The sequence below is a fragment of the Pseudomonas sp. PLMAX genome (genome assembly GCF_046042685.1).
Taxonomy (GTDB): domain Bacteria; phylum Pseudomonadota; class Gammaproteobacteria; order Pseudomonadales; family Pseudomonadaceae; genus Aquipseudomonas; species Aquipseudomonas putida_AE.
The window spans coordinates 4275021-4296804 of sequence record NZ_CP064949.1 but is presented as its reverse complement, the minus strand read 5'-3'; the positions used below and the strand labels follow the sequence as shown (position 1 = coordinate 4296804).

The window sequence follows — 21784 nt, the reverse complement described above, 5'->3', positions numbered from 1 at the left end:
CTCGTTATGACAAGTGATCATCATGACCGATAACGTTCTATCCCTCAGCCCTCTTTCACACAGCAGTGTCCCGCTGCACACCCAGCTGCGCGACATCCTCCGTGCGCGCATCCTCGACGGTGAATACCCGCAGGACAGCCAGATGCCTTCCGAAAGCGAGCTCGGCACGCTGTTCAAGGTCAGCCGCATCACGGTGCGCCAGGCCCTCGGCGATCTGCAGAAGGAAGGGCTGATCTTCAAGATCCATGGCAAGGGCACCTTCGTCGCCAAGCCGAAAACCTTCCAGAACGTCAGCACCTTGCAAGGCCTGGCCGAGTCCATGACCGGTCGCGGTTATGAGGTGATCAACCGCCTGCGCAGCTTCAAATTCATCGCCGCCGACAAGCTGGTCGCCGAACGCTTGCAGGTTGCCGAAGGCGAGACCGTGGCGCAGATCAAGCGGGTACGGCTGATCAACCGCGAGCCGATTTCGCTGGAAATCACCTACCTGCCCAAAGCCCTTGGCGAACGCCTGGAGAAGGCTGACCTGGTCACCCGCGACATCTTCCTGATCCTGGAAAACGACTGCGGCCTGGCCCTGGGTCACGCCGACCTCGCCATCGACGCGGTGCTGGCCGACAGCGACCTGACCCAGGCGCTGAACGTCGAGGCCGGCTCGCCGATCATGCGCATCGAGCGCCTGACCCACGACGCCGAAGGTCACCCAGTGGACTTCGAACACCTTTACTACCGTGGCGATGCCTTCCAGTACCGCCTGCGGATCGACCGGCAAAAAGGGGATCAGGCATGACCCGAACGACACTGGAACAGGAATACGACATCGTCGTGATCGGCGGCGGCACCGCGGGGCCCATGGCGGCGATCAAGGCCAAGGAGCGCAACCGCGATCTGCGCGTGTTGTTGATCGACAAGGCCAACGTCAAGCGCAGCGGCGCGATCAGCATGGGCATGGACGGCCTGAACAACGCGATCATTCCCGGCCACTCGACACCGGAGCAGTACACCAAGGAAATCACCATCGCCAACGACGGCATCGTCAATCAGGCCGCGGTGTATGCCTACGCCACCCACAGTTTCGAGACCATCGAGCAACTGGACCGCTGGGGCGTGAAGTTCGAGAAGGACGAAACCGGTGATTATGCGGTGAAAAAGGTCCACCACATGGGCGCCTATGTGCTGCCGATGCCGGAAGGGCATGACATCAAGAAAGTGCTCTACCGGCAGTTGAAACGGGCCCGGGTGAGCATCACCAACCGCCTGGTCTGCACCCGCTTGCTGACTGACAGCGAGGGGGCGGTCAACGGCGTGATGGGGTTCGATTGCCGAACAGCCGACTTCCATGTGATCAAGGCCAAGGCGGTGATCCTCGCCTGCGGCGCCGCCGGGCGCCTGGGTCTGCCGTCCTCGGGGTACCTGATGGGCACCTACGAAAACCCGACCAATGCCGGCGACGGTTACGCCATGGCGTACCACGCCGGGGCGGAACTGGCGAACCTGGAATGCTACCAGGTCAACCCGCTGATCAAGGACTACAACGGCCCGGCCTGCGCCTACGTCACCGGCCCCTTGGGCGGCTACACCGCCAACAACAAGGGCGAGCGCTTCATCGAGTGCGACTACTGGAGCGGGCAGATGATGTGGGAGTTCCACCAGGAACTGGAAAGCGGCAACGGCCCGGTGTTCCTCAAGCTCGATCACCTGGCCGAGGAAACCATCCAGAACATCGAAGAGATCCTGCACAGCAACGAGCGGCCGAGCCGCGGTCAGTTCCACGCCAATCGCGGCACCGATTACCGCACGCAGATGGTCGAGATGCACATCTCCGAAATCGGCTTTTGCAGCGGGCATTCGGCGTCGGGGGTGTGGGTCAACGAGAAGGCCGAGACGTCGGTCAAGGGCCTGTATTCGGCGGGTGACATGGCCGCGGTGCCGCACAACTACATGCTCGGTGCGTTCACCTATGGCTGGTTTGCCGGCAACAATGCGGCGGACTTCGTCGCCGGCCGCGAGTTTTCAGCGCTGGATGCCGAGCAGATCGAAATCGAGAAACAGCGGGTCTATGCGCCCCTTGATCGCGAACACGGTCTGCCACCCGCCCAGGTCGAGTACAAGCTGCGCCGCTTCGTCAACGATTACCTGCAGCCGCCGAAAGTGACCAGGAAGATGCAGATCGGCCTGCAACGCTTCAGCGACATCCAGCGCGACCTCGATCAGATCAAGGCCCATAACGCCCATGAGCTGATGCGTGCCATGGAAGTCAGCATGATCCGCGACTGCGCCGAAATGGCCGCCCGCGCTTCGCTGTTCCGCGCCGAAAGTCGCTGGGGGCTTTACCACTACCGGGTCGATCATCCGCAGCGCAACGACAGCGAATGGTTCTGCCACTGCCACCTGAAGAAGGGTGAAAACGGCCTGATGACCAGTTTCAAGAAAGCCGTCGAGCCTTACATCATCCCGCTGGACGCCGATGAAATGCAGGCCTACGACCGGTTGCGGGTCGGTGCCGATGCGGCTTGAGCATGACACTAGAGAGAGACCGTGAAATGGCCTACCAACCCCAGGAAATATTCTTTCGCTCCAATGCACCGGTCACCGTCGATGAGGACCTGTGCATCGCCCACAAAGGCTGCACCGTGTGCGTCGACGTCTGCCCTATGGACCTGCTGGCGATCAACCCGGCCACGCAAAAGGCCTACATGGCCTTTGATGAATGCTGGTACTGCATGCCCTGTGAAAAGGACTGCCCGACGGGGGCGGTGAAAGTGGACATCCCTTATTTGCTGCGTTGAAACACAATCAATGTGGGAGCGGGCTTGCTCGCGAAGACGCCGGCATGGCTGGCATCTCCATTGACTGAAAGGACGCTTTCGCGAGCAAGCCCGCTCCCACAGGGGATCGCGTACAGACAAATCAAAACGCCATCCGGCCACCCCCGGACGCTTGCTTCAAGACACCCCTCGTTTCCCACCACGCCCTGATCGTGGCGGAGACGAACATCCTATAAATGATTCGAGGGGAAACACTCATGCTCTTACGTGCAGCGATTGCCGGTCTGGTACTGGCTTCATTCACCTTGTCGGCCCAGGCCGAAACCATCCGCATTGCCATCGGCACCCAGGACACCACCATCAACTGCGCCGCCGGCGGCCTGTTGATTCGCGAGCTGGGCCTGCTGGACAAATACCTGCCCCACGACGGCCAGTACAAAGACGCCCAGTACGACATCGAGTGGAAGAACTTCACCAGTGGCGCGCCGCTGACCAACGAGATGGTCGCCGGCAAGCTCGACTTTGGCGCCATGGCCGACTTCCCTGGTTCATTCAACGGCGTGGCGTTTGAAACCGCCGGCAAGCACAGCCTGTTCATCAGCGTGCTGTCGGGCAGCACCCAGGGCAGTGGCAACGGCATCGTGGTGCCGAGCGCCTCGGGTGTGCAATCGCTGGCCGAGCTCAAGGGCAAGACCATCTCCGTGCCGTTTGCGTCCACCGCCCATGGCATGTTGCTGCGCGCGGTGGCGGCCCAGGGCTGGGACCCGCTCAAGGACGTGAACATCATTGCCCAGCCGCCGGAAGTCGCCGGTTCCGCGTTGCAGGCCGGCAAGATCGAGGCCCATGCCGACTTCGTGCCGTTCGCCGAACTGTTCCCGAGCCGAGGTTTTGCCCGCAAGATCTACGACGGTTCCCAAGCCGGCGCGCCGACCTTCCACGGGGCGCTGGTCGACCAGGCCTATGCGAAGAAATACCCGGAAGTCGTCGTCGCCTACCTGCGCGCCAGCCTCGAAGCCAATCAGCTACTCGCCGCTGAGCCTGAGAAGTACAGCGAACTGATCGCCAAGGTCACCGGGGTCGACGCCGAGGTCAACTACCTGTTCCACGGCCCCCTCGGCGTACAGACTCGCGACCTTACCTGGAAACCTGAATACCGCCAGGCCGTCGGCACCGCTATCGACACCCTTAAGTTGTTGAAGAAAGCCGATCGCGGGCTCGACCTGAATACCTTCATCGACGACCAGTACATCCGCGCCGCGTTCAAGGCCTCGAACCTGGACTACAACGCGCAGCTTGCGAACTACCAGCAGACGCCGCTTAAAACCGTCGATGCCTCCAGCGGCGAAGCCATCACCGACTTCAGCCATGTGGCCGAGATCTGGGTGCGCGGCGAGCCGAAAGTCCGTCAGTACGCTTCGGCGCAAGCGGCATTCACCGCGCTGGCCGCGCTGAAGCAGGAAGGCAAGAACATCCGCGCGGTGTATGCCCAGGCCGCTGACAGCGGGATCAAGTTGCTGGCGGACCAGGCGTGGTTTGCCAGTGATGCCAAGGGGCGTCTGAGTGCACTCCTGCTCAAAGGCCAGGCCCAACAATTCGCCACGGCACAGGGCGGCAAGGTGTTCGATTTCACCGACGCCACTACCCAGGCCGTGGCCGCCCGCTAACTGCAGAACACCTCAATCAATGTGGGGGCGGGCTTGCTCGCGAAAGCGGTGGGTCAGTCGACATCAGTGTTGAAAGTCAGACCGTATTCGCGAGCAAGCCCGCTCCCACAGGGTTCAGGGTTGAGAGGAAGAATTGTGTACCGATCATATGCACGTTGGATCCCCCGAGCCGCCTCACTGCTGCTCTGCCTGCTGTTCTGGCACGTCGCCGCCAGCCAACACTGGAACCTTGGCCTGGTGACCTTCGCCAACGTCCCCACCCCCGTGGCCGTCATTGAAGCGGCGCTGGGCCTCGGCGACTCCGGCAAGCTCGCCCGGCACCTGGGCAGCAGCCTCAGCCGGGTATTTGCCGGTTACTTCGCTGCCCTGGTCATCGGCGTTGCCCTGGGCCTGGCCATCGGCCGCTCGAAGTGGGCCGAAGATTTGTTGCTGCCACCCCTGGAAGTACTGCGCCCAATCCCCGCCGTGGCCTGGATTCCCCTGGCGATCCTGATGTTTCCCTCGTCCGAGCTGTCGATGGTCTTCATCACCTTTACCGGCGCCTTGTTCCCGATCCTGCTCAATACCGTGCACGGCGTCGAAGGCGTCGACCCACGGTTGATCGCCTCGGCGAAAAGCCTCGGGGCAGGGCGTCGGGCGATGTTGCTCGAAGTGATCCTGCCGGGCGCCGCGCCGAGCATCATCACCGGCCTGGCCATTGGCATGGGCACCTCGTGGTTCTGCCTGGTGACGGCCGAGATGATCTCCGGCCAATACGGCATCGGTTATTACACCTGGGAGTCCTACACCATCCAGAACTACCCCGACATCGTGGTCGGCATGCTGCTGATCGGCGTACTCGGGATGGGCAGCAGCCTGCTGATCAAACGCCTGGGCGGCGTGTTCACGCCCTGGCACCGACCACGAGGAAAAGCCTGATGAGCGTTTTTCAACAGCCTGAAGGGCGTATCGATATCCGCGCTTTGTCGATCAGCCTGGGCGAGGGCAGTGCAGCATTCGAAGCCGTGCAGGGCCTGGACTGTCTGATCGAACCGGGGCAGTTCGTGTGCATCCTCGGGCCGTCCGGTTGCGGCAAGTCCACCTTGCTCGGCGCACTGGCCGGGCATCTGACAACGTACACCGGGACCCTGAATGTCGACGGTGCAAAAGTCTCGGGACCGTCGCCGCAACGCGGCATGGTGTTCCAGCATCACACGCTGTTCCCCTGGCGAACCGTGCGCGACAACGTGGCTTTCGGCCTGAAAATGCGCGGTGTCGGCAAATCAGAACGGCACCGGGCCGCCGACGAAATCCTCGCCCTGGTGGGCCTGCAAGACTTCGCCGAGCGCTGGCCGGATCAGCTCTCCGGTGGCATGCAGCAGCGGGTGGAAATCGCCCGGGTGCTGGTCAATCGGCCACGGCTGTTGCTCATGGACGAGCCCTTTGGCGCCCTCGATGCCCTGACCCGCCTGAACATGCAGGAGCTGTTGCTGGACATCTGGACGCGCATCCGCACCACCGTGGTCTTTGTCACCCATGACATCGACGAAGCGCTGTTCCTCGCTGACCGCCTGCTCGTCATGAGTTCGCGTCCCGGGCGGATCATCGAAGACTTGCGCCTGGAATTCCCCCGGCCACGCACGAGCGAACTGGTGACCAGCCATGAGTTTTCCCGCTTGAAGCGACACTGCCTCGAATTATTGCGTCACGAAGACGGTCGGCAATTACCGCGCCTGAACCCTCTCGGACTGCCCCCTGAAAACAAACTGCCGCGATTTGCCCTATGACCTCACTATTCGATGTAACCGACAACGACGACATTCTCGCCCTGCAACCGCGACTGACCGATGACGATGCCGGCGTGCGCCGCATTGCATTGATCGAACTGGCCGACCTGGAAGAGCCGGATGGCCTGCTGTGGCTGGTCAATCGACTGGCTGAGGACCCGGCCGAAGAGGTCCGTGCCGAAGCCGCACGCTTGCTGGAGGCCTGGGAAGATGAACCCGTGGTCGAGGCGCTGTGCCAGGCGCTGACCGATCCATCCGCCACGGTGCAAACTGCTGCCGCGCAAAGCCTCAGCCTGCTCAAGAGCGAAGCGGCGGGCCGGGTGATCCTGCCGTGGACCGGGCATGCCGACATCGGCGTGCGCATCGCTGCGTTCAGGGCCTTGCGCGAATTGCGCTATCCACAGGCGGCTACGGCGGCGCTGTTGGCGTTGGGCGATCAGGACGCCAATGTCCGCCGTGAAGCGGTGGGTGTGCTGGGCTGGCTCAAACAGCTCGACGCCTTGCCGGCCCTGGCGCGCCTGGCCAGCGCCGACCCGGACACCGAAGTGCGCCGCGCCGCCACCGGCGCCCTCGGCCTGGCGTCCGACGCGCAGGTGCTGCCGGCCCTGCGCCAGGCCTTGCAGGACCAGGCCTGGCAAGTGCGCGAGGAAGCCGCCACCACCCTGGGCAAGGTTGGGCACGCTGACGCCGGCCCGGCATTGGTCCAAGCCTTGAGCGACGATTACTGGCAAGTGCGCCTGCGCGCGACCCGCAGCCTGGGTCGTTTGCGTTACGCCCAGGCTTTAGACGCGCTGATCGACACCCTTGGCCACCGCATCAGCAACCTGCGCAAGGAAGCCGCCCTGGCCCTCGGCGAGTTGAACGATAAAGGCGCCATCGCGCCGTTGCAGGCGGCGCAGGACGATGGCGATCCGGAAGTGCGCAAGGCGGTGCGCATTGCCCTGAGTCAGCTGCAATGAACCCGGTGGCGGTGGGCAATTCCCAAAGCAAACAACAACTGCGCTTGAACTGGCCGGATGGCCGCGAGCAGTTGCTCAATCACGCAGAGTTGCGCCGGCAGTGCCCGTGTTCGCAGTGCCGGGCGTTTCGATTGCGGGGGATGACGCCGTTGGTGGACGACCGTGTTCGGCTGGTCGAGGTGAATGCCCAGGGGTATGGGTTGCAGTTGGTATTCAGTGACGGCCACGAACGCGGGATCTACCCGTGGGCTTACCTCGCCGGGCTTGGTCGGTGAATGGAATGCCGCTTTCGCTGGCAAGCCAGCTCCTACAATTTATCGGTGTTGCCACCAATAATGTGGTCACCTGGGTCCCTGTAGGAGCTGGCTTGCCAGCGAAGGCAATCTCAAATTCAGCACAAGATTCAAAGGCCAACTACAGAGTGGGCATTCAGAAGGATTTGCTGATGCTTGCCACCACCGTCGCGCTGCACACGTCGTCGAAGCCCCAGTTGCTGGTGCATTGGCTCTTGGACAAATCGGTGTCGATATAGCTCAGGCCCAGTATCACACCCGCCAGTTCGTGGGTCAGCTTGACCTCCCACTCCCGGTACGAATCCTCGGCTTCACCCGAGCTCGAATACAGGTGCGGGTCTTTGAAGTCCATCAAGCCGTAGCGCAGTTTCAGGCCGGTGTCGTAGGGCAATTCGGTCTCGTAGCCGACATAGCTGTAGAGCGAGTTCTGCTCGCTGTCGATGCCCGGTGCATCGTCGGAATAATAGGCGCCGAGTTTCACCCCATAGACGCTGAGAATCCCGTAGACCTCGCTCTGATTGAACTGGCTCTCTTTCGGATACGAATACTTGAGATAACCCAGGTCGAGGTTGATGGCGTCTGTGGCCTCCCAGAACCAACCGGCGTAGTAATCGACTTCCTGCCGGGTCTTCAGGCCGTAGCCAAAATCGACGTTGGACGTCCACGCGCCCAGGTACAGGCCGCTGCTGTGCGCCAGGGTGGCACCGGCTTGCAAGGCGGGGTCATTCTGGGTTTGCGAGATGCCGCGGGTGCGGTAGTCGCTGGCCAGGGTCACGTCCAGCAGCAAGGAGAAATCATCGTTCAAGGGCACGGCCTGGCTGCACAAGGGCAGCAAACTCAAGGAACCGAGGGCGAACAGGGTGAAAGCTTTCATGGGGGTACGTCCCGTTGCTTTTTATTGTTAAGGGCAGGATTGTTATGGGCAGATTTCAAGCAAGGCTGCGCCGGGCCTCGTGTCGTAAAACACGAGGTCGGGCAGAAGGGGTGTTGCAGGATTTTGTTAGAGGGTTGCTGCGTAGACCTGCCGACCGGCGAACCAGGTCTGCAGCACCTGGGTGTCGTGCAGGGCTTTTTCGTCGACGCTGAATACATCGCGGTCGACCACGATGAAGTCGGCCTGTTTACCGGCGCTCAGCGAGCCGATCTGTTTGTCCAGGCCAATGGTGCGGGCGGCGTTGAGGGTGTAGGCATAGAGCATGGTTTCGCGGTCGATGCGCTCCTCGGCGTTGAGCACGCCCAATGGACCGACCCGGGTCATGGCCTGGGCCATGGCGTTGAACGGGTTCGGCGTGGACACCGGCCAGTCGCTGGCCCCGGAAAGGGTCGCGCCCTGTGTGAGCAGCGAGTGCGCCGGGTACTGGTAACGGAACGCCTGGGCACTGACGTACGGCTTGATCATGTCCGTGGTGTAGTCGTCGGCGCTGGCCCAGAGCAGTTGCATCGAGGCGATGACGTCGAGGGGTTTGAAGCGGGCGAACTCTTTCGGGTTGACGATCTGCAAGTGGGTGATGGAGTGGGGAACGCCGCTCTGCCGGTCCTTGCGCGCCTGGGCAATGCCGTTCAGCGATTCGCGCACCGCACGGTCGCCGATGGCGTGGATGTGCACCAGCCAGCCGCGCTGATCGATGGCGCTGACCAGCTCACCGAAGTGCTTCGGATCGATCAGCAGTTCGCCCGGTTTGTGCGAGTTGGTATAGGGGTCGATCATCGCTGCGCTTTGTGCCGGGTACTCGATCACGCCATCGGCGAAGATCTTGATGCCGGGCAGCGTAAGGTTGGGAATGCCCTGGAATTGCTGACGGACCTTGTCGAGGGTGTCGAGATCGGCCGGAACGCTCTTGCCGTTGGCCACCAGCAGCGCGGCGACGTGGGCGGTCATGCCGCCACTTTCTGACAGGGCCTTGTACACCGGCAGCACGCCGACGGTTTTCTCCGTGGGTTTGAGGGCGAAAACCGGCTCGCCGGGCGCAGCGTTGGCGGCGGGGTCCATCCAGGCGGTGATGCCGAGGCTGTTGTTGTAACTCACGGCGGTTTGCGCCGCTTTCAACATGTCGGCGGCACTCGGCGATGGCATTTTCGAGGCCACCCGGTCCCACCCGGCGTCCACCAGGAAGCCGTTGGGGCTGCCGTCGGCGAGTTTGCCGATGGTGTCTTTCTCGGCGTCTGGCAGGGTTTTGAGCAGCGCGGCATCGATGCCGCCCCGCTTGAGCATCACGTTGTTGGCCCAGGCCGTGTGGTGGTCGCTGCCGGTGAATACCACGCCGACGTCGGCCCATTCGCCGCTGTTGAATTTTTTGCCCAGCGCTTCGGCCTGGGCCCAGTAAGCCGAACTCATGCCGGCCACGCTGAGGACATCGCCATGCTTGGCCTTGCCGTCGTCACGCCAGGCGCGCAGGCGTTTTTCCAGTTCGTCGAGTTCGACCACCTCGTCTGCCATGTTGGCCGAGACCATTTCCAGGCCCCCGAAAATCGCGTGGGAGTGGCTGTCGATCAGGCCGGGCATCAGGGTCTTGCCGCCCAGGTCGATGACTTGGGTGCCCGACTCGATCAGGGCCTTGATCTGGGCATCGCTGCCCACTTGCAACACCTTGCCATCCTGTACCGCCAGTGCCTGAACCTTGGGCTGGTTGCGGTCGGCGGTGAAGATCTTGCCGTTGAACAGCACCAGGTCGGTCGCTGCCATGGCTTCCAACGAGGCAAAACTGACTGCCACCATCAACAGATTCGGGATGAATCTTTTCATTGAATGTTTCCTTGTTATTGCGTCTGATGGCCAGATTAGTGGCTTGCCGCGCTCGGTAGAACGCCTCACTCACGAAAAACGTTTTTGCCTGAATGGAAAAAGTATGGACAAGCTGGGTGCACTGAAAATGTTCGTGGTCACGGCGCAACTGGGCAGCTTCAGCCGCGCCGCCGAGCAATTGGGCAAAACCCCGTCGGCGCTGACCAAAGCGGTCAACCACCTGGAGGCGGAACTCGGCGCGCGTTTGTTCGAGCGCAGCACCCGGCGGATCCTGCTCACGGAATCCGGGCGGCTGTACCTTGAAACTGCGCGCCAGGTGTTGCAGCGACTGGACGAGGCCGGCGAGGAGATCGAGCAATTGCAGCATGGTTTGCGCGGCAGCCTGAAAATCACCGCGCCGCTGGCCTATGGGCAGGCCTTCCTCGATCAGGTATGTGGCGGTTTTCTTGACCAGTACCCGCAGATCAACCTGCAGGTGGACCTGTGCGACGACTTCGTCAATCTGCTGGAGAGCGGCCATGACCTGGCCTTGCGCGAAGGGCACGACGACTTGCCGGGGTTGATCGCGCGCGTGGTCGGCAGCAATTGCCTGGCGCTGTGCGCGAGCCCGCAATACCTCGAACGCAAGGGGCAGGCGGTCACCCCGCAAACCCTCGACGAGCATGACTGGTTGCTGTATTGGCATCCGTTGCTCAGTCGCGAATTCTGGTGGGTCGAGCGCGACGGCCAGCGCCTGAGCCTGCCGCAGCCTCAGGCACCACGCCTGCGCAGCGACAACTACGACCTGCTGCTAGCCAATGCCCTGGCCGGACGCGGCCTGCTGCATACGCCCTTGTGGAGCGCGGCGCCGTACATCGCCGATGGCCAGCTGGTGCGGTTGATGGCCGACTACGACATAGACCCGGACAGCTTCGGCCCGCACATCCTGGCGGTGTACCCCAGCCATCGACGGGCCACGGCCAAGGTGCTGGCGTTCATCGATTACATCGCAGGTTTCCTGGCGTCCCGTGGTTTGGGCGTACCCGTGATTCCCCCTGTAGGAGCTGTCTCGTGAAACGAGGCTGCGATCTTTTGATTTTGTTTTAGAGAGCAAGATCAAAAGATCGCAGCCTCGTTTCACTCGTCAGCTCCTACACACAGGTGCTTGTCAGATAATTCACACAGGAGTACAAATGTACTCCATGACGACCCTGACTCCCCGCCGTACCGCCATCCTGACCTTCATCCGCGAACGTATCGCCGAGCACGGTCAGTCCCCGAGCCTCGCTGAAATCAGCGAGGCGTTCGGTTTCGCCTCCCGCAGCGTGGCGCGCAAGCATGTGCTGGCGCTGACCGAAGCCGGGTTTATCGAGGTCAACCCGCATCAGGCCCGGGGCATTCGCCTGCTCGGGCAGCCGCCGCGCCCTGAGCTGCTGGACATCCCGGTACTCGGCCGGGTGGCGGCCGGTGCGCCGATCGGTGCCGATGCCGAGGTCCACAGCCGTTTGCTGTTCGATCCGTCGATGTTCTCCCGGGTGCCGGACTACCTGCTGCGGGTGCGCGGCGACTCGATGATCGAGGATGGCATTCTCGACGGCGACCTGGTGGGCGTGCACCGCAGCCCCGAGGCGCTGAACGGCCAGATCGTCGTGGCGCGCCTCGACGGCGAAGTCACCATCAAGCGCTTCGAACGGGTCGGCGATCGGGTTCGCCTGTTGCCGCGCAACCCGGCCTATCAGCCGATCATCGTCGAAAGTGATCGAGACCTGGCCATCGAAGGGGTGTTCTGCGGCCTGGTGAGGCAAGGCTGATGGGTGCCGTCGTTGCGCTGGATACGCTGTTCAATGGCGGCCAGGTCTGGCGAGGCCGACCTGCGCCGCCGGCCGTCAGCCCGCAACCCACCGGGCATGCCGCGCTGGATGCGGCGTTGCCCACGGGCGGCTGGCCGGAGGCGGCCCTGACGGAAATCCTCCTGGCCGGGCAGGGTGTGGGCGAATTGCAACTGGTGTGGCCGGCGCTGGCGCGGCTGTCGGCGGCGGGCGAACGCATCGTCCTGGTGGCGCCGCCGTATGTGCCGTATCCCCAGGCCTGGCAGAGCGCCGGGGTCGATCTGCGCCAATTGTCGATCATCCAGGCCAGCGAGCGCGATGCGTTGTGGGCGGCGGAACAGTGCCTGCGTTCGGGCAGTTGCGGCGCGGTGCTGTGCTGGCCGCACAAGGCCGATGACCGCGCCTTGCGCCGCTTGCAGGTGGCCGCGGAAACCGGCTCGACCCTGGCGTTCGCCTATCGCTCGCTCAGTGAAGCGATCAACCCGTCGCCAGCGGCCCTGCGCATCGCCATCGATGCCAGGCCGGCACAGTTGCGGGTGCTCAAGTGCCGGGGCGGCTTGGCCCGTTCGGCGCCGATTGCCTTCGCCGTGGGGCATTGAGGTTGCCATGCGCTGGGTGTGTATTCTGTTCCCGCAATTGGCGCTGGACGCGGTACTGCGTCAGCGCGCCGACCCCGACGAACCGCTGGCGCTGTTGACCGGCCCGGCCCAGCGTCGGGTGTTGCAGGCGGTCAATGGTCCGGCACGGGCCCTGGGCTTGCGTCCCGGCCAGTCCATGAGCGCCGCCCAGGCCTTGAGCAAGGGTTTTGCCACCGCCGAGTACGACGTCGCCGCCATCGAACACTGGCAGCAATTCCTCGCCGCCTGGGCTTATCGGTTCAGCTCCCAGGTCAGCGTGCATTACCCGCGGGCGCTGGTGTTCGAAATCGAGTCCAGCCTGGGCCTGTTTGGCGGCTGGGCGCCATTCGAGGCGCGTTTGCGGGCAGAACTCGGCGAGCTGGGGTTTCGTCACCGCATCGTCGCTGCGCCCAACCCGGTGGCGGCGCGGATGCTGGCCAACGCCCATGACGGCCTGGTGGTGCCCGACGAGCAAGCCTTGCAGCATCACCTCGGGCAATTGCCCGTCGACCGTATCGGGTTGCAAGCCAGCGTGGCCACGGCGTTGTCGCGCATGGGCCTGCGCACCTTGAACCAGGTGCAGGCGTTGCCCCGGCATAGCCTGGCCCGGCGTTTCGAGGCCGAGGTGCTCAAGCACCTGGATGCCTTGCTGGGCACGCGGCGGTTGGCGCTGACGTTCTACCTGCCGCCGGACCGTTTTGATGTGCGCATCGAGCTCAATTTCGATGTGCAGTCCCATCAGGCCTTGCTGTTTCCATTGCGCCGATTGACCGGTGACCTGTCGGCGTTCCTCTGCGGTCGGGACAGCGGCGTGCAGCGTTTCGACCTGCACCTGGAACACGCCGGGCTGCCCGACACGCTGATCAAGGTCGGCCTGCTCAGCGCCGAGCGCGATCCGGCCATGCTGTTCGAACTGGCCCGGGGGCGACTGGAGCAAGTCCAGGTCGAGGCCCCGGTACGTGGTTTTCGTCTGCGCGCCGAAGACTTGCCGAGCTTCGTTCCGCAGTTTCAGGAGCTGTTCGACGATCGCCCGCAGCAGACCTTGCCCTGGGCGCAACTGCGCGAGCGCCTGCGCGCGCGGCTGGGGGATGACGCGGTGCATGGCCTGGGCTTTCAGGCCGATCACCGCCCCGAGTGCGCGTGGCAGGCCAGTGCAGACAACCAGCCCTGTACGGGCTTGCCGACCGTGCAGCGGCCGGGCTGGCTGCTGACCGAGCCGCTGGCGGTGCACGAAGGCTCGGCGCGCATCCTCATGGGGCCGGAGCGCATCGAGTCCGGTTGGTGGGACGGCGATGACGTGCGCCGCGATTACTACCTGATCGAAACCCGCGCCGGCCAGCAGGGTTGGGCTTATCGCGCGGTGGGCGAGGGTGGCCCGTTGTGGCTGCAGGGCTGGTTCGCATGAACGCCGGATATGCCGAGCTGCACTGCCTGTCGAACTTCAGTTTCCAGCGCGGTGCTTCCAGTGCCCTCGAGCTGTTCCAGCGGGCGAAAAAACAGGGCTACCAGGCCCTGGCGATCACCGACGAATGTACCCTGGCCGGTATCGTCCGTGCGTGGCAGGCGGCGAAGTCGGTGGAGTTGCCACTGATCATCGGCAGTGAAGTGCGCATCGAAAATGGCCCGAAACTGGTGTTGCTGGTGGAGAATCTCGAGGGTTACCAGACCCTGTGCCGACTGATCACCCGCGCCCGACGCCGTACACAGAAAGGCCAGTATCAAGTGCTGCGCGAAGACTTCGACGAACCCTTGCCAGGGCTGTTGGCGCTGTGGGTGCCGGACGCGGTCGATGACGTTGAACAAGGCCAGTGGTTGCAGCAGGTCTTCGCCGAGCGCCTGTGGCTGGCGGTCCAGTTGCATCGCGGTCAGGACGATAGCCGGCGCCTGCAGGATCTGCTGGCGTTGGCCAGGGAATTGCGGGTGCCTGCGGTGGCCAGCGGCGATGTGCACATGCACGCGCGCGGACGCCGGGCCCTGCAGGACACCATGACCGCGATCCGTCATCACCTGCCGGTGGCCAATGCCGGGCTGCGCCTGCACCCCAACGGCGAGCGGCACCTGCGCGGCCTCGATGTGCTGCGCGAGCTCTATCCGCCTGCCTTGCTCGACGAAACCCTGAACATTGCCCGGCGCTGTACCTTTGATCTTGGCCAGCTGCGTTATCAGTATCCGCGGGAGCTGGTGCCCGATGGTCACAACGCCGCGTCCTGGCTGAGGGAATTGACCGAGCGCGGCATTCGCGAGCGCTGGCCCCAGGGAGCGAGCGATAAGGTGCGCGGGCTGATCGACAAGGAACTGGGGCTGATCGCCGAGCTCGGTTACGAGAGTTATTTCCTCACCGTCCAGGACATCGTCGCCTTCGCCCGGCGCGAAAAAATCCTCTGTCAGGGCCGGGGCTCGGCGGCCAACTCGGCGGTGTGTTTCGCCTTGGGCATCACCGAGATCGACCCCGACCGGATGAACATGCTGTTTGAACGCTTTCTTTCCAAGGAACGCGACGAGCCCCCGGATATCGATGTGGACTTCGAGCACGAACGCCGCGAAGAAGTCCTGCAGTACGTATTCCAGCGTTATGGCCGCACCCGCGCGGCCTTGACCGCCGTGGTCAGCACTTACCACGCGGCCGGCGCCGTGCGCGATGTGGCCAAGGCCTTGGGGCTGCCGCCGGACCAGATCAATGCCCTGGCCGATTGCTGTGGACACTGGAGTGATGAAACACCGCCCGTGGAGCGCCTGCGTGAAGGCGGTTTCGATCCCGAGAGCCCGGTGCTGCGCCGGGTGTTGAGTTTGACCCAACAGTTGATCGGTTTCCCCCGGCACCTGTCCCAGCACCCTGGCGGCTTCGTGATTTCCGAGCAGCCGCTGGACCACCTGGTGCCGGTGGAAAACGCCGCCATGGCCGAGCGCACCATCATCCAGTGGGACAAGGACGATCTGGACGCGGTCGGCCTGCTCAAGGTGGATATCCTCGCGCTGGGCATGCTCAGCGCGATTCGCCGTTGCCTTGATCTGCTGCGGCGTCATCGCAACCTCGACTTGAGCCTGGCGACCATCCCCTCCGAGGACTCGCTGACCTACGACATGATTGGCCGCGCCGACACCATCGGCGTGTTCCAGATCGAGTCCCGGGCGCAGATGTCGATGCTGCCCCGGCTCAAGCCGCGCGAGTTCTATGACCTGGTGATCGAGGTGGCCATCGTGCGGCCCGGGCCGATCCAGGGCGGCATGGTGCACCCGTACCTGCGCCGACGAAACAAGGAAGAGCTGGAAAGCTATCCCTCCGAAGAATTGCGCGAGGTGTTGAAACGCACCTTGGGCGTGCCGCTGTTCCAGGAGCAGGTGATGCAGATCGCCATCGTCGCCGCCGACTACAGCCCCGGCGAAGCCGATCAGTTGCGCCGCTCCATGGCCGCCTGGAAACGCCATGGCGGACTGGAGCCACACAAGGAACGCCTGGCCGCCGGGATGAAGAAAAAAGGCTACAGCGCGGATTTCGCTGCGCAGATCTTCGAGCAGATCAAGGGCTTTGGCAGCTACGGTTTTCCCGAATCCCACGCCGCCAGTTTTGCCTTGCTGACCTACGCCAGTTGCTGGTTGAAATGCCACGAACCGGCGGCCTTCGCCTGTGCCCTGATCAACAGTTGGCCCATGGGCTTCTACAGCCCTGACCAGATTCTGCAGGACGCGCGTCGCCACCATTTGCAGATCCGCCCGGTGGACGTGCGGGCCAGCGACTGGGATTGCAGCCTGGAGCCGATTGCCGGCGCGCAGCCGGCGATTCGCATGGGCTTGCGCATGATCAAGGGCTTTCGCGAGGACGATGCCCGGCGCATCGAGGCGGCGCGGTCCCACGGTGCGTTTGCCGACATCGCCGACCTGGCCGAACGGGCACGCCTGGATGCCCGCGCCCAGGAACAACTGGCCGATGCCGGTGCATTGCGCGGGCTGGCCGGCGACCGGCATCGGGCGCGCTGGGAAGTGGCGGGGGTGGAAAAACAGCTCGGTCTGTTTGCCGGCCTGCCCCGTCAGGAGGAGGACGCGGTGGCGTTGCCCAGACCCACGGTGGGTGAGGACCTGCTGGCCGATTACAACAGCCTGGGCACCACCCTCGGGCCGCATCCGTTGGCCTTGTTGCGCGGCGAATTGAAAGCCCGGCGCTGCCGCAGTTCCAGGGAGTTGCTGGAGGTTGAGCACGGGCGACCGGTCAGCGTCGCCGGGCTGGTGACCGGTCGCCAACGGCCGAGCACCGCCAGCGGCGTGACCTTCGTCACCCTGGAAGACGAGTTCGGCAACGTCAACGTGGTGGTCTGGCGCGACCTGGCCGAGCGCCAGCGCCAGGTGTTGGTGGGGTCGCAGCTGCTCAAGGTCGATGGGCGTTGGGAGAAGGAGGGGGAGGTGCGGCATTTGATAGCCGGACGCTTGAGCGACCTGAGCCCACTGCTCGACGGCATCACCGTGCGCAGCCGCGATTTCCACTGACACACGCAACCCCCTGTAGGAGCGAGCTTGCTCGCGATGGACCTGAGAGCGCCGCGGGCTGTCAGGTTATCAGCGTTATCGTTGACGACCATCGCGAGCAAGCTCGCTCCTACAGGTTTTGGGGTGTGTCTGGTTATTTGGTGGCAGGCCAGAAGCGTTCGCCACCGCCGGGTGCATCCGTCCACGCCTGCAACGAACGGGTTGGCAGGTCAAAGTAATCCCGCGTGCGCGCATACCCATGCCCACCCATCCGCCCGATCGCGTCAAGCCCCAGTTGATCGATGTACAGCGTTTTCGGGTCGATCAGCTCATCGCGCACATGGGCCATCAACACTTCACCAAGGATGATCTCCCGCGACTGGCCGATGGACAGCGCCATCATCCGTCGGCATTCCAGGGCCACCGGCGCCTCGCCGATGCGTGGGCATTTGACCGTGGTGCCGGGGATGGCGGTGAGGCCGGCGGCGGTCAGTTCGTCGAAACCCGGGGCGAAGGGCACGGCGCAGACGTTCATGGCTTCCACCAGGGCATCGCTGACGATGTTCACGGTGAATTCCTGGTTGAGCTGGATGTTGCGCGTGGTGTCCTTGGGGCTCTGGTCGCCGTAGTTTTCCACGCCCAGCGCCAGGATCGGCGGATCGGCAGACAGCGCGTTGAAGAAGCTGAATGGCGCGGCATTGACGCGGCCTTCAGCGTCGACGGTGGTGACCAGGGCAATCGGCCGTGGCACCACGCTGCCGATCAGGATCTTGTATTTGTCTCGCGCACTCAGCGTGCTGAAATCGAAGCTTTGCATAGGCAGGATTCTCTAAAGGAGTGGATCGATGGCGCTGAGCGGCGCCTGTGCGCTGTAGTCGTCGGCGAACGGGATAGCCGGCTGGAACAGGGTCTTCCAGTCCGGTTGGCCGAAGGCCCGGTCGCTGTGGCTGCGCATCAGTTTTTCGAATTGCCGTTGGGCCTGGCGCTGCAGGGCGGGGTAGTCGACGCCCTGCACCTGACGGTCCTGCATCACGCAGCGACCGTCGATGTAGCTGGCGATGCAATCGTCACCGCGCCCGGCCAAAACCAGGTTTTTCAGTGGGTCGAACAGTGGCCCCAGGTGCAGGCCACGCAGGTTGAACACGGTGATGTCGGCCTTGGCCCCCGGTGCCAGGCGCCCGAGATCGTCGCGTCCCAGGGCCTTGGCGCCGCCGAGTGTGGCGGCGTTGTACAGGTCCTGGGTGCTGGTCAGGGAGTTGCCGCCCTCCATCAAACGCGCGATGTTCAAGCCCTGGCGCATGTTGTCGAGCAGGTCCGCCGGCCAGGTGTCGGTACCCAGGGCGAAGTTGATGCCCTTGGCGCGATAGCGACCAAAGGAATTCAGCGCCTCGCCATCCCGGGCGAACACCACCGGGCAATGCACCAGGCTGGCGCCACCATCGACCAGCCGTTGCAGATCATCATCGCCTCGGGTGTAGATGCCATGGGGCAACAGGCTGCGCGGGGTCAGGAGGTGCAGATCCTCCAGCCAAGCCAGCGGCGAAAAACCGCGCAGTTGTTCAACCATCGCCACCTCGCCGAGCCCCTGGCAGCAGTGCAAACGCATCGGCGCGTTGAGTTCGCGGCTTAGTGCCGCGGTGCGTTGCAACAGCGCCGGCGTGCAGGTCTGGATGCGATCCGGCAGCAGCGCGCCGCGAATCAGGCCGCCATGAGCGCCGTCGAAATTCCGGAAAAACCGCTCGGCCGCCTCGAGCCCTGCCATGCCCCGGGCTTCGTCCCAGTGATGGGCCAGCGTGCCGTCTGCCTGCCAGTAGCTCATGCCGCTCATGTAGCAGGGGCCAAGGTAAGTGCGCAGCCCCAACTCGGCCGCCACCCCGGCCACCGCGGCAAACTCGTCGTAGGTTTCGGCCCACTCGCGGTAGTACATCGAGGTGATCGGCATGGCCGTGGTGATGCCGTTGCGGATCAATTGGGTGAAGGCGTAGCGGTATTTGAAGACTTCTTCTTCGGCGCTGTAGCTTTCCCGTGGACCGCGCGCCAGATACTGCGCCGACCACATCCGGCCCATGGCGCGCTCGTCGCCGTTGTCCAGGGTCAGCACCGTGGAATCGAGATCGCCCAGCGCATCCAGATCGATGAAACCCGGGCCGATCAGCGCGTTGCCATGGTCGATCCACTGATCCACCGGCCCGGCGTAATCTCGCCCGACAAACAGGATGCGCGCGCCTTCGAACACCACTTCGCCGTCTCGCCACAGCACATGTTGCGCGCCGTCGAAGCCGACTACGCAGCTGGCCCGCAAGCCGATGCGTTTCACAGGCGGCTTTCCAGCAGACGACCGCCAGACGCGATCAGTTGACCTCCGCGATACACCTGGCGAACCGGCCGCGAAACCACGGCTTCGCCCAGGGTCTGAACCGGCATCAACAGGAAATCCGCTGGCCGACCAATTTCCAGGCCATAGTTTTCACAGCCTAGCGCCCGAGCGCCATAGTCCGTCGCCGCCGCAAACGCCGCCGCCAGTTCTTCGTCCTTGTTCAAGTCGAAACGAAACGCCAGCAGCATCGCCCGCTCCAGCATGTCGCCGTTGCCCATGGGCGACCAGGCGTCGCGAATCCCGTCGGAACCCAGGCAGACGTTGACACCGGCCTCGCGCAACGCCAGGAACGGCGGCACTGCGCAGTCGGCCGGCGCCGAACTCATCAGCGAAATACCCAGCGCCGCCAGGCGTTCGGCCACAGGCTTGACCTGGCTCCAGGGCAACATGCCCAGGCAATAGGCATGGCTGATCATCACCCGGCCGTGCAGCCCGAAGCGCTCGGTGTAGTCGGCGATCAGCGCGATCTGCCACAGGCCCAGCTCGCCCTTGTCGTGCAGGTGGATATCGACACCACGCTCGAACTCGCTGGCCAGGTTGAACACGAAGTCGAGCTGCGCCACGGGGTCGTTGTCGATGCCGCAGGGATCAAGACCCCCGACGTTCTCCACGCCCAGGGCCATGGCTTCGCGCATCAGCTCGGCGGTACCGGGGCGGCTGATGAGGCCGGTTTGCGGGAACACCACCAGTTGCAGGTCGATCAGGTCGCGGTATTTTTCCCGCAGTTGCTGCATGGCTTCGACATGGCGCAGGCCGAATTCGGGGTCGATGTCGACGTGGCAGCGCATGGTCAGCGAGCCACGGGCGATGCAGTTTTCCAGCAGGGCGCCGGCCCGATGTGCGATGGGGGCGGTGACTTCCCGCAGGATTCGGCGTTCGTTGGCGATGTAGTCCTTGAGGGTGGGACCTGCGCTGTTCGGGCGCCAGGGTTGGCCCCAGAGGGTCTTGTCCAGGTGTACGTGGCTTTCCACCAGGGCGGGGGTGAGCAGCTGGTTCTGGCCGTCGATGTCGGTGGCCAGCAGCTCGGTGTTCGAGGCCGGGCGACGTTGGGTGAAGTGGCCGTTTTCGATCAGCAGGTCTTCGGCGGTTGAGCCGTAGGGGCGTACGTTGCGTAGCCAGCGGGGTTGGGTCATTTAAACCTCGAATTCTGTGTTGTTAAGGAGGGCCTCTTCGCGAGCAAGCCCGCTCCCACATTGTCCGTGTGAACACTGGAGATCCCTTGTGGGAGCGGGCTTGCTCGCGAAGGCCGCGACTCGGTCCTGGATCAGCCCTTGAGCTTCGCCCAAATGCGGTCCTGCAGCTCCCGCGCCTTGTTGCTGCATTCCTTCTCCGGGCGCAGGCGCGAGGCGAATTCGTCGGGCATGTTGATGGCGTCCATCACTCGCCACTTGGCGTCGATCAGCTTGTCGCTCTGGATGCCGTTGTCATAGGCGATGGCGTTGGACACGGCCGCGGCGTTTTCCGGTTTCATCATCCAGTCGATGAAAATCTTCGCGTTGCCGGGATGCGGCGCGCTTTTCGGTACGGCGAAGTTGTCCTGGAACATCGCCAGGCCTTCCTTCGGGTACACGTACTTGATGGTGCTCTTCTGCAAGGTGGCCCGGGCCGTGGAGCCGTTCCAGTTCTGCATCATGATCACTTCACCGGAGGCCATGCGATCGACGGTGTTGTCCGAGCTGTACATCTTCAGGAAGGGCTTCTGCTTTTGCAGCAGCTCCAGGATGCGCTTGGCGTCCTGGGGGTTTTCGCTGCATTCGTCGACATTCAGATAGTGGCTGGCGGCGTTGATCACGCTGCTGGAGGTGTCGAGGGCGGCGAGTTGGCCTTGCAGTTCCTTGCGCGGCTCGAAGAACTCTTTCCACGAATCGTCCAGTTTGCCGCCCGGCACCCGCGCGCTGTCATAGGAGAACCCGGTGGTGCCCCACAGGTAGGGTGCCGAGAACTTGCGGCCGGGGTCGAAGCTCGGGTCGCGGAACGCCGGCTTGACGTGCTGGAAGTTGGGCAGGGCCGAGGCGTCGATTTCCAGTAGCAGGTCCTGGTTGATCAGGGTGCGCATGATCGATTGCGACGGCACGATCACGTCGTACGCCGCGCCGCCTGCCTGCAATTTGGCCAGCAGGGTTTCGTTGCTGTCGTAGCCGTCCATGGTGACCTTGATCCCGGTCTCCTTTTCGAACTTGGCCAGCAGGTCGACCGGGTAATAGTCGGTCCAGTTGTAGAAGAACAGTTCCTTGGGCTCGGCGGCCTGTGTACTCAACGCGGTGAAGCAACTCAGGGCCAGACCGGCAACAGCGAAGCACATGCTTTTTGTTTTCATGGTTGAAGCGCTCC

The 21784-nt window shown here is 63.6% G+C and carries 19 protein-coding genes; 13 read left to right on the top strand and 6 right to left on the bottom strand.

Annotation, left to right across the window (positions count from 1 at the left end):
• The first annotated feature begins 22 nt into the window (after positions 1-22).
• From DKB71_RS19545 to DKB71_RS19510, 8 genes are all read left to right on the top strand, one after another.
• The gene (locus DKB71_RS19545; RefSeq protein ID WP_408596756.1) at positions 23-790 is read left to right on the top strand and encodes a GntR family transcriptional regulator; all 768 of its coding nucleotides are present in this window, start codon (positions 23-25) and stop codon (positions 788-790) included.
• On the top strand, positions 787-2517 hold the full coding sequence (locus tag DKB71_RS19540; RefSeq protein ID WP_408596754.1) for a fumarate reductase/succinate dehydrogenase flavoprotein subunit: 1731 nt from the start codon (positions 787-789) through the stop codon (positions 2515-2517). Before DKB71_RS19545 ends, DKB71_RS19540 begins: the two co-directional genes overlap by 4 nt.
• Positions 2518-2543: 26 nt before the next feature.
• Positions 2544-2789, top strand: coding sequence for a ferredoxin family protein (locus DKB71_RS19535; protein ID WP_008060065.1), 246 nt, complete (start codon positions 2544-2546; stop codon positions 2787-2789).
• A 236-nt stretch (positions 2790-3025) separates the two neighbouring features.
• Positions 3026-4432, top strand: coding sequence for an ABC transporter substrate-binding protein (locus DKB71_RS19530; RefSeq protein WP_408596751.1), 1407 nt, complete (start codon positions 3026-3028; stop codon positions 4430-4432).
• A 135-nt stretch (positions 4433-4567) separates the two neighbouring features.
• Positions 4568-5350 carry an ABC transporter permease gene (locus DKB71_RS19525; RefSeq protein WP_408596749.1) on the top strand — a complete coding sequence of 261 codons (783 nt, stop codon included), beginning with the start codon at positions 4568-4570 and terminating at the stop codon, positions 5348-5350.
• Positions 5350-6198, top strand: coding sequence for an ABC transporter ATP-binding protein (locus DKB71_RS19520; RefSeq protein WP_408596747.1), 849 nt, complete (start codon positions 5350-5352; stop codon positions 6196-6198). The genes DKB71_RS19525 and DKB71_RS19520 overlap by 1 nt, the downstream gene beginning before the upstream one ends.
• Positions 6195-7157, top strand: a complete 963-nt coding sequence (locus tag DKB71_RS19515) for a HEAT repeat domain-containing protein (RefSeq protein WP_408596745.1) — start codon at positions 6195-6197, stop codon at positions 7155-7157. Before DKB71_RS19520 ends, DKB71_RS19515 begins: the two co-directional genes overlap by 4 nt.
• Entirely contained in the window at positions 7154-7432 is a 279-nt protein-coding gene (locus DKB71_RS19510; RefSeq protein ID WP_408596743.1) for a DUF971 domain-containing protein, read from the top strand. The genes DKB71_RS19515 and DKB71_RS19510 overlap by 4 nt, the downstream gene beginning before the upstream one ends.
• A gap of 154 nt (positions 7433-7586) precedes the next feature.
• Here the strand turns inward: DKB71_RS19510 and DKB71_RS19505 are convergent, their stop codons facing one another.
• Together DKB71_RS19505 and DKB71_RS19500 are read right to left on the bottom strand one after the other, a co-directional pair.
• The gene (locus tag DKB71_RS19505) at positions 7587-8324 is read right to left on the bottom strand and encodes a TorF family putative porin (RefSeq protein ID WP_408596741.1); all 738 of its coding nucleotides are present in this window, start codon (positions 8322-8324) and stop codon (positions 7587-7589) included.
• 126 nt (positions 8325-8450) lie between these two features.
• Complete coding sequence (locus tag DKB71_RS19500; RefSeq protein ID WP_274075900.1) at positions 8451-10193, bottom strand: amidohydrolase; 1743 nt, start codon at positions 10191-10193, stop codon at positions 8451-8453.
• Positions 10194-10296: 103 nt separating this feature from the next.
• On the opposite strand from DKB71_RS19500, the gene DKB71_RS19495 reads away from it, so the two are divergent.
• From DKB71_RS19495 to DKB71_RS19475, 5 genes are all read left to right on the top strand, one after another.
• Positions 10297-11247, top strand: a complete 951-nt coding sequence (locus DKB71_RS19495; RefSeq protein ID WP_408596739.1) for a LysR family transcriptional regulator — start codon at positions 10297-10299, stop codon at positions 11245-11247.
• Between the two features lie 118 nt (positions 11248-11365).
• Positions 11366-11983 (top strand): transcriptional repressor LexA, encoded by a 618-nt coding sequence (gene lexA / locus DKB71_RS19490; protein WP_274075902.1) that lies wholly within the window; start codon positions 11366-11368, stop codon positions 11981-11983.
• A complete protein-coding gene (gene imuA, locus DKB71_RS19485; RefSeq protein WP_323606398.1) occupies positions 11983-12600 on the top strand; it encodes a translesion DNA synthesis-associated protein ImuA in 618 nt (205 codons plus the stop codon). Before lexA ends, imuA begins: the two co-directional genes overlap by 1 nt.
• A gap of 7 nt (positions 12601-12607) precedes the next feature.
• Entirely contained in the window at positions 12608-14023 is a 1416-nt protein-coding gene (locus DKB71_RS19480; protein WP_408596736.1) for a Y-family DNA polymerase, read from the top strand.
• Positions 13999-17097, top strand: coding sequence for an error-prone DNA polymerase (locus DKB71_RS19475; RefSeq protein ID WP_408596734.1), 3099 nt, complete (start codon positions 13999-14001; stop codon positions 17095-17097). Before DKB71_RS19480 ends, DKB71_RS19475 begins: the two co-directional genes overlap by 25 nt.
• A 133-nt stretch (positions 17098-17230) precedes the next feature.
• Here DKB71_RS19475 and DKB71_RS19470 read toward each other — a convergent pair whose 3' ends face one another.
• The 4 genes from DKB71_RS19470 to DKB71_RS19455 all read right to left on the bottom strand — a co-directional run bounded on the left by DKB71_RS19470 (position 17231) and on the right by DKB71_RS19455 (position 21770).
• Entirely contained in the window at positions 17231-17893 is a 663-nt protein-coding gene (locus DKB71_RS19470) for a flavin reductase family protein (RefSeq protein WP_408596732.1), read from the bottom strand.
• Between the two features lie 12 nt (positions 17894-17905).
• On the bottom strand, positions 17906-19393 hold the full coding sequence (locus tag DKB71_RS19465) for an amidohydrolase family protein (RefSeq protein WP_408596730.1): 1488 nt from the start codon (positions 19391-19393) through the stop codon (positions 17906-17908).
• The gene (locus DKB71_RS19460; protein ID WP_408596728.1) at positions 19390-20586 is read right to left on the bottom strand and encodes an amidohydrolase family protein; all 1197 of its coding nucleotides are present in this window, start codon (positions 20584-20586) and stop codon (positions 19390-19392) included. The genes DKB71_RS19465 and DKB71_RS19460 overlap by 4 nt, the downstream gene beginning before the upstream one ends.
• Positions 20587-20717: 131 nt before the next feature.
• Complete coding sequence (locus tag DKB71_RS19455; protein WP_323606393.1) at positions 20718-21770, bottom strand: extracellular solute-binding protein; 1053 nt, start codon at positions 21768-21770, stop codon at positions 20718-20720.
• Positions 21771-21784 lie beyond the last annotated feature (14 nt).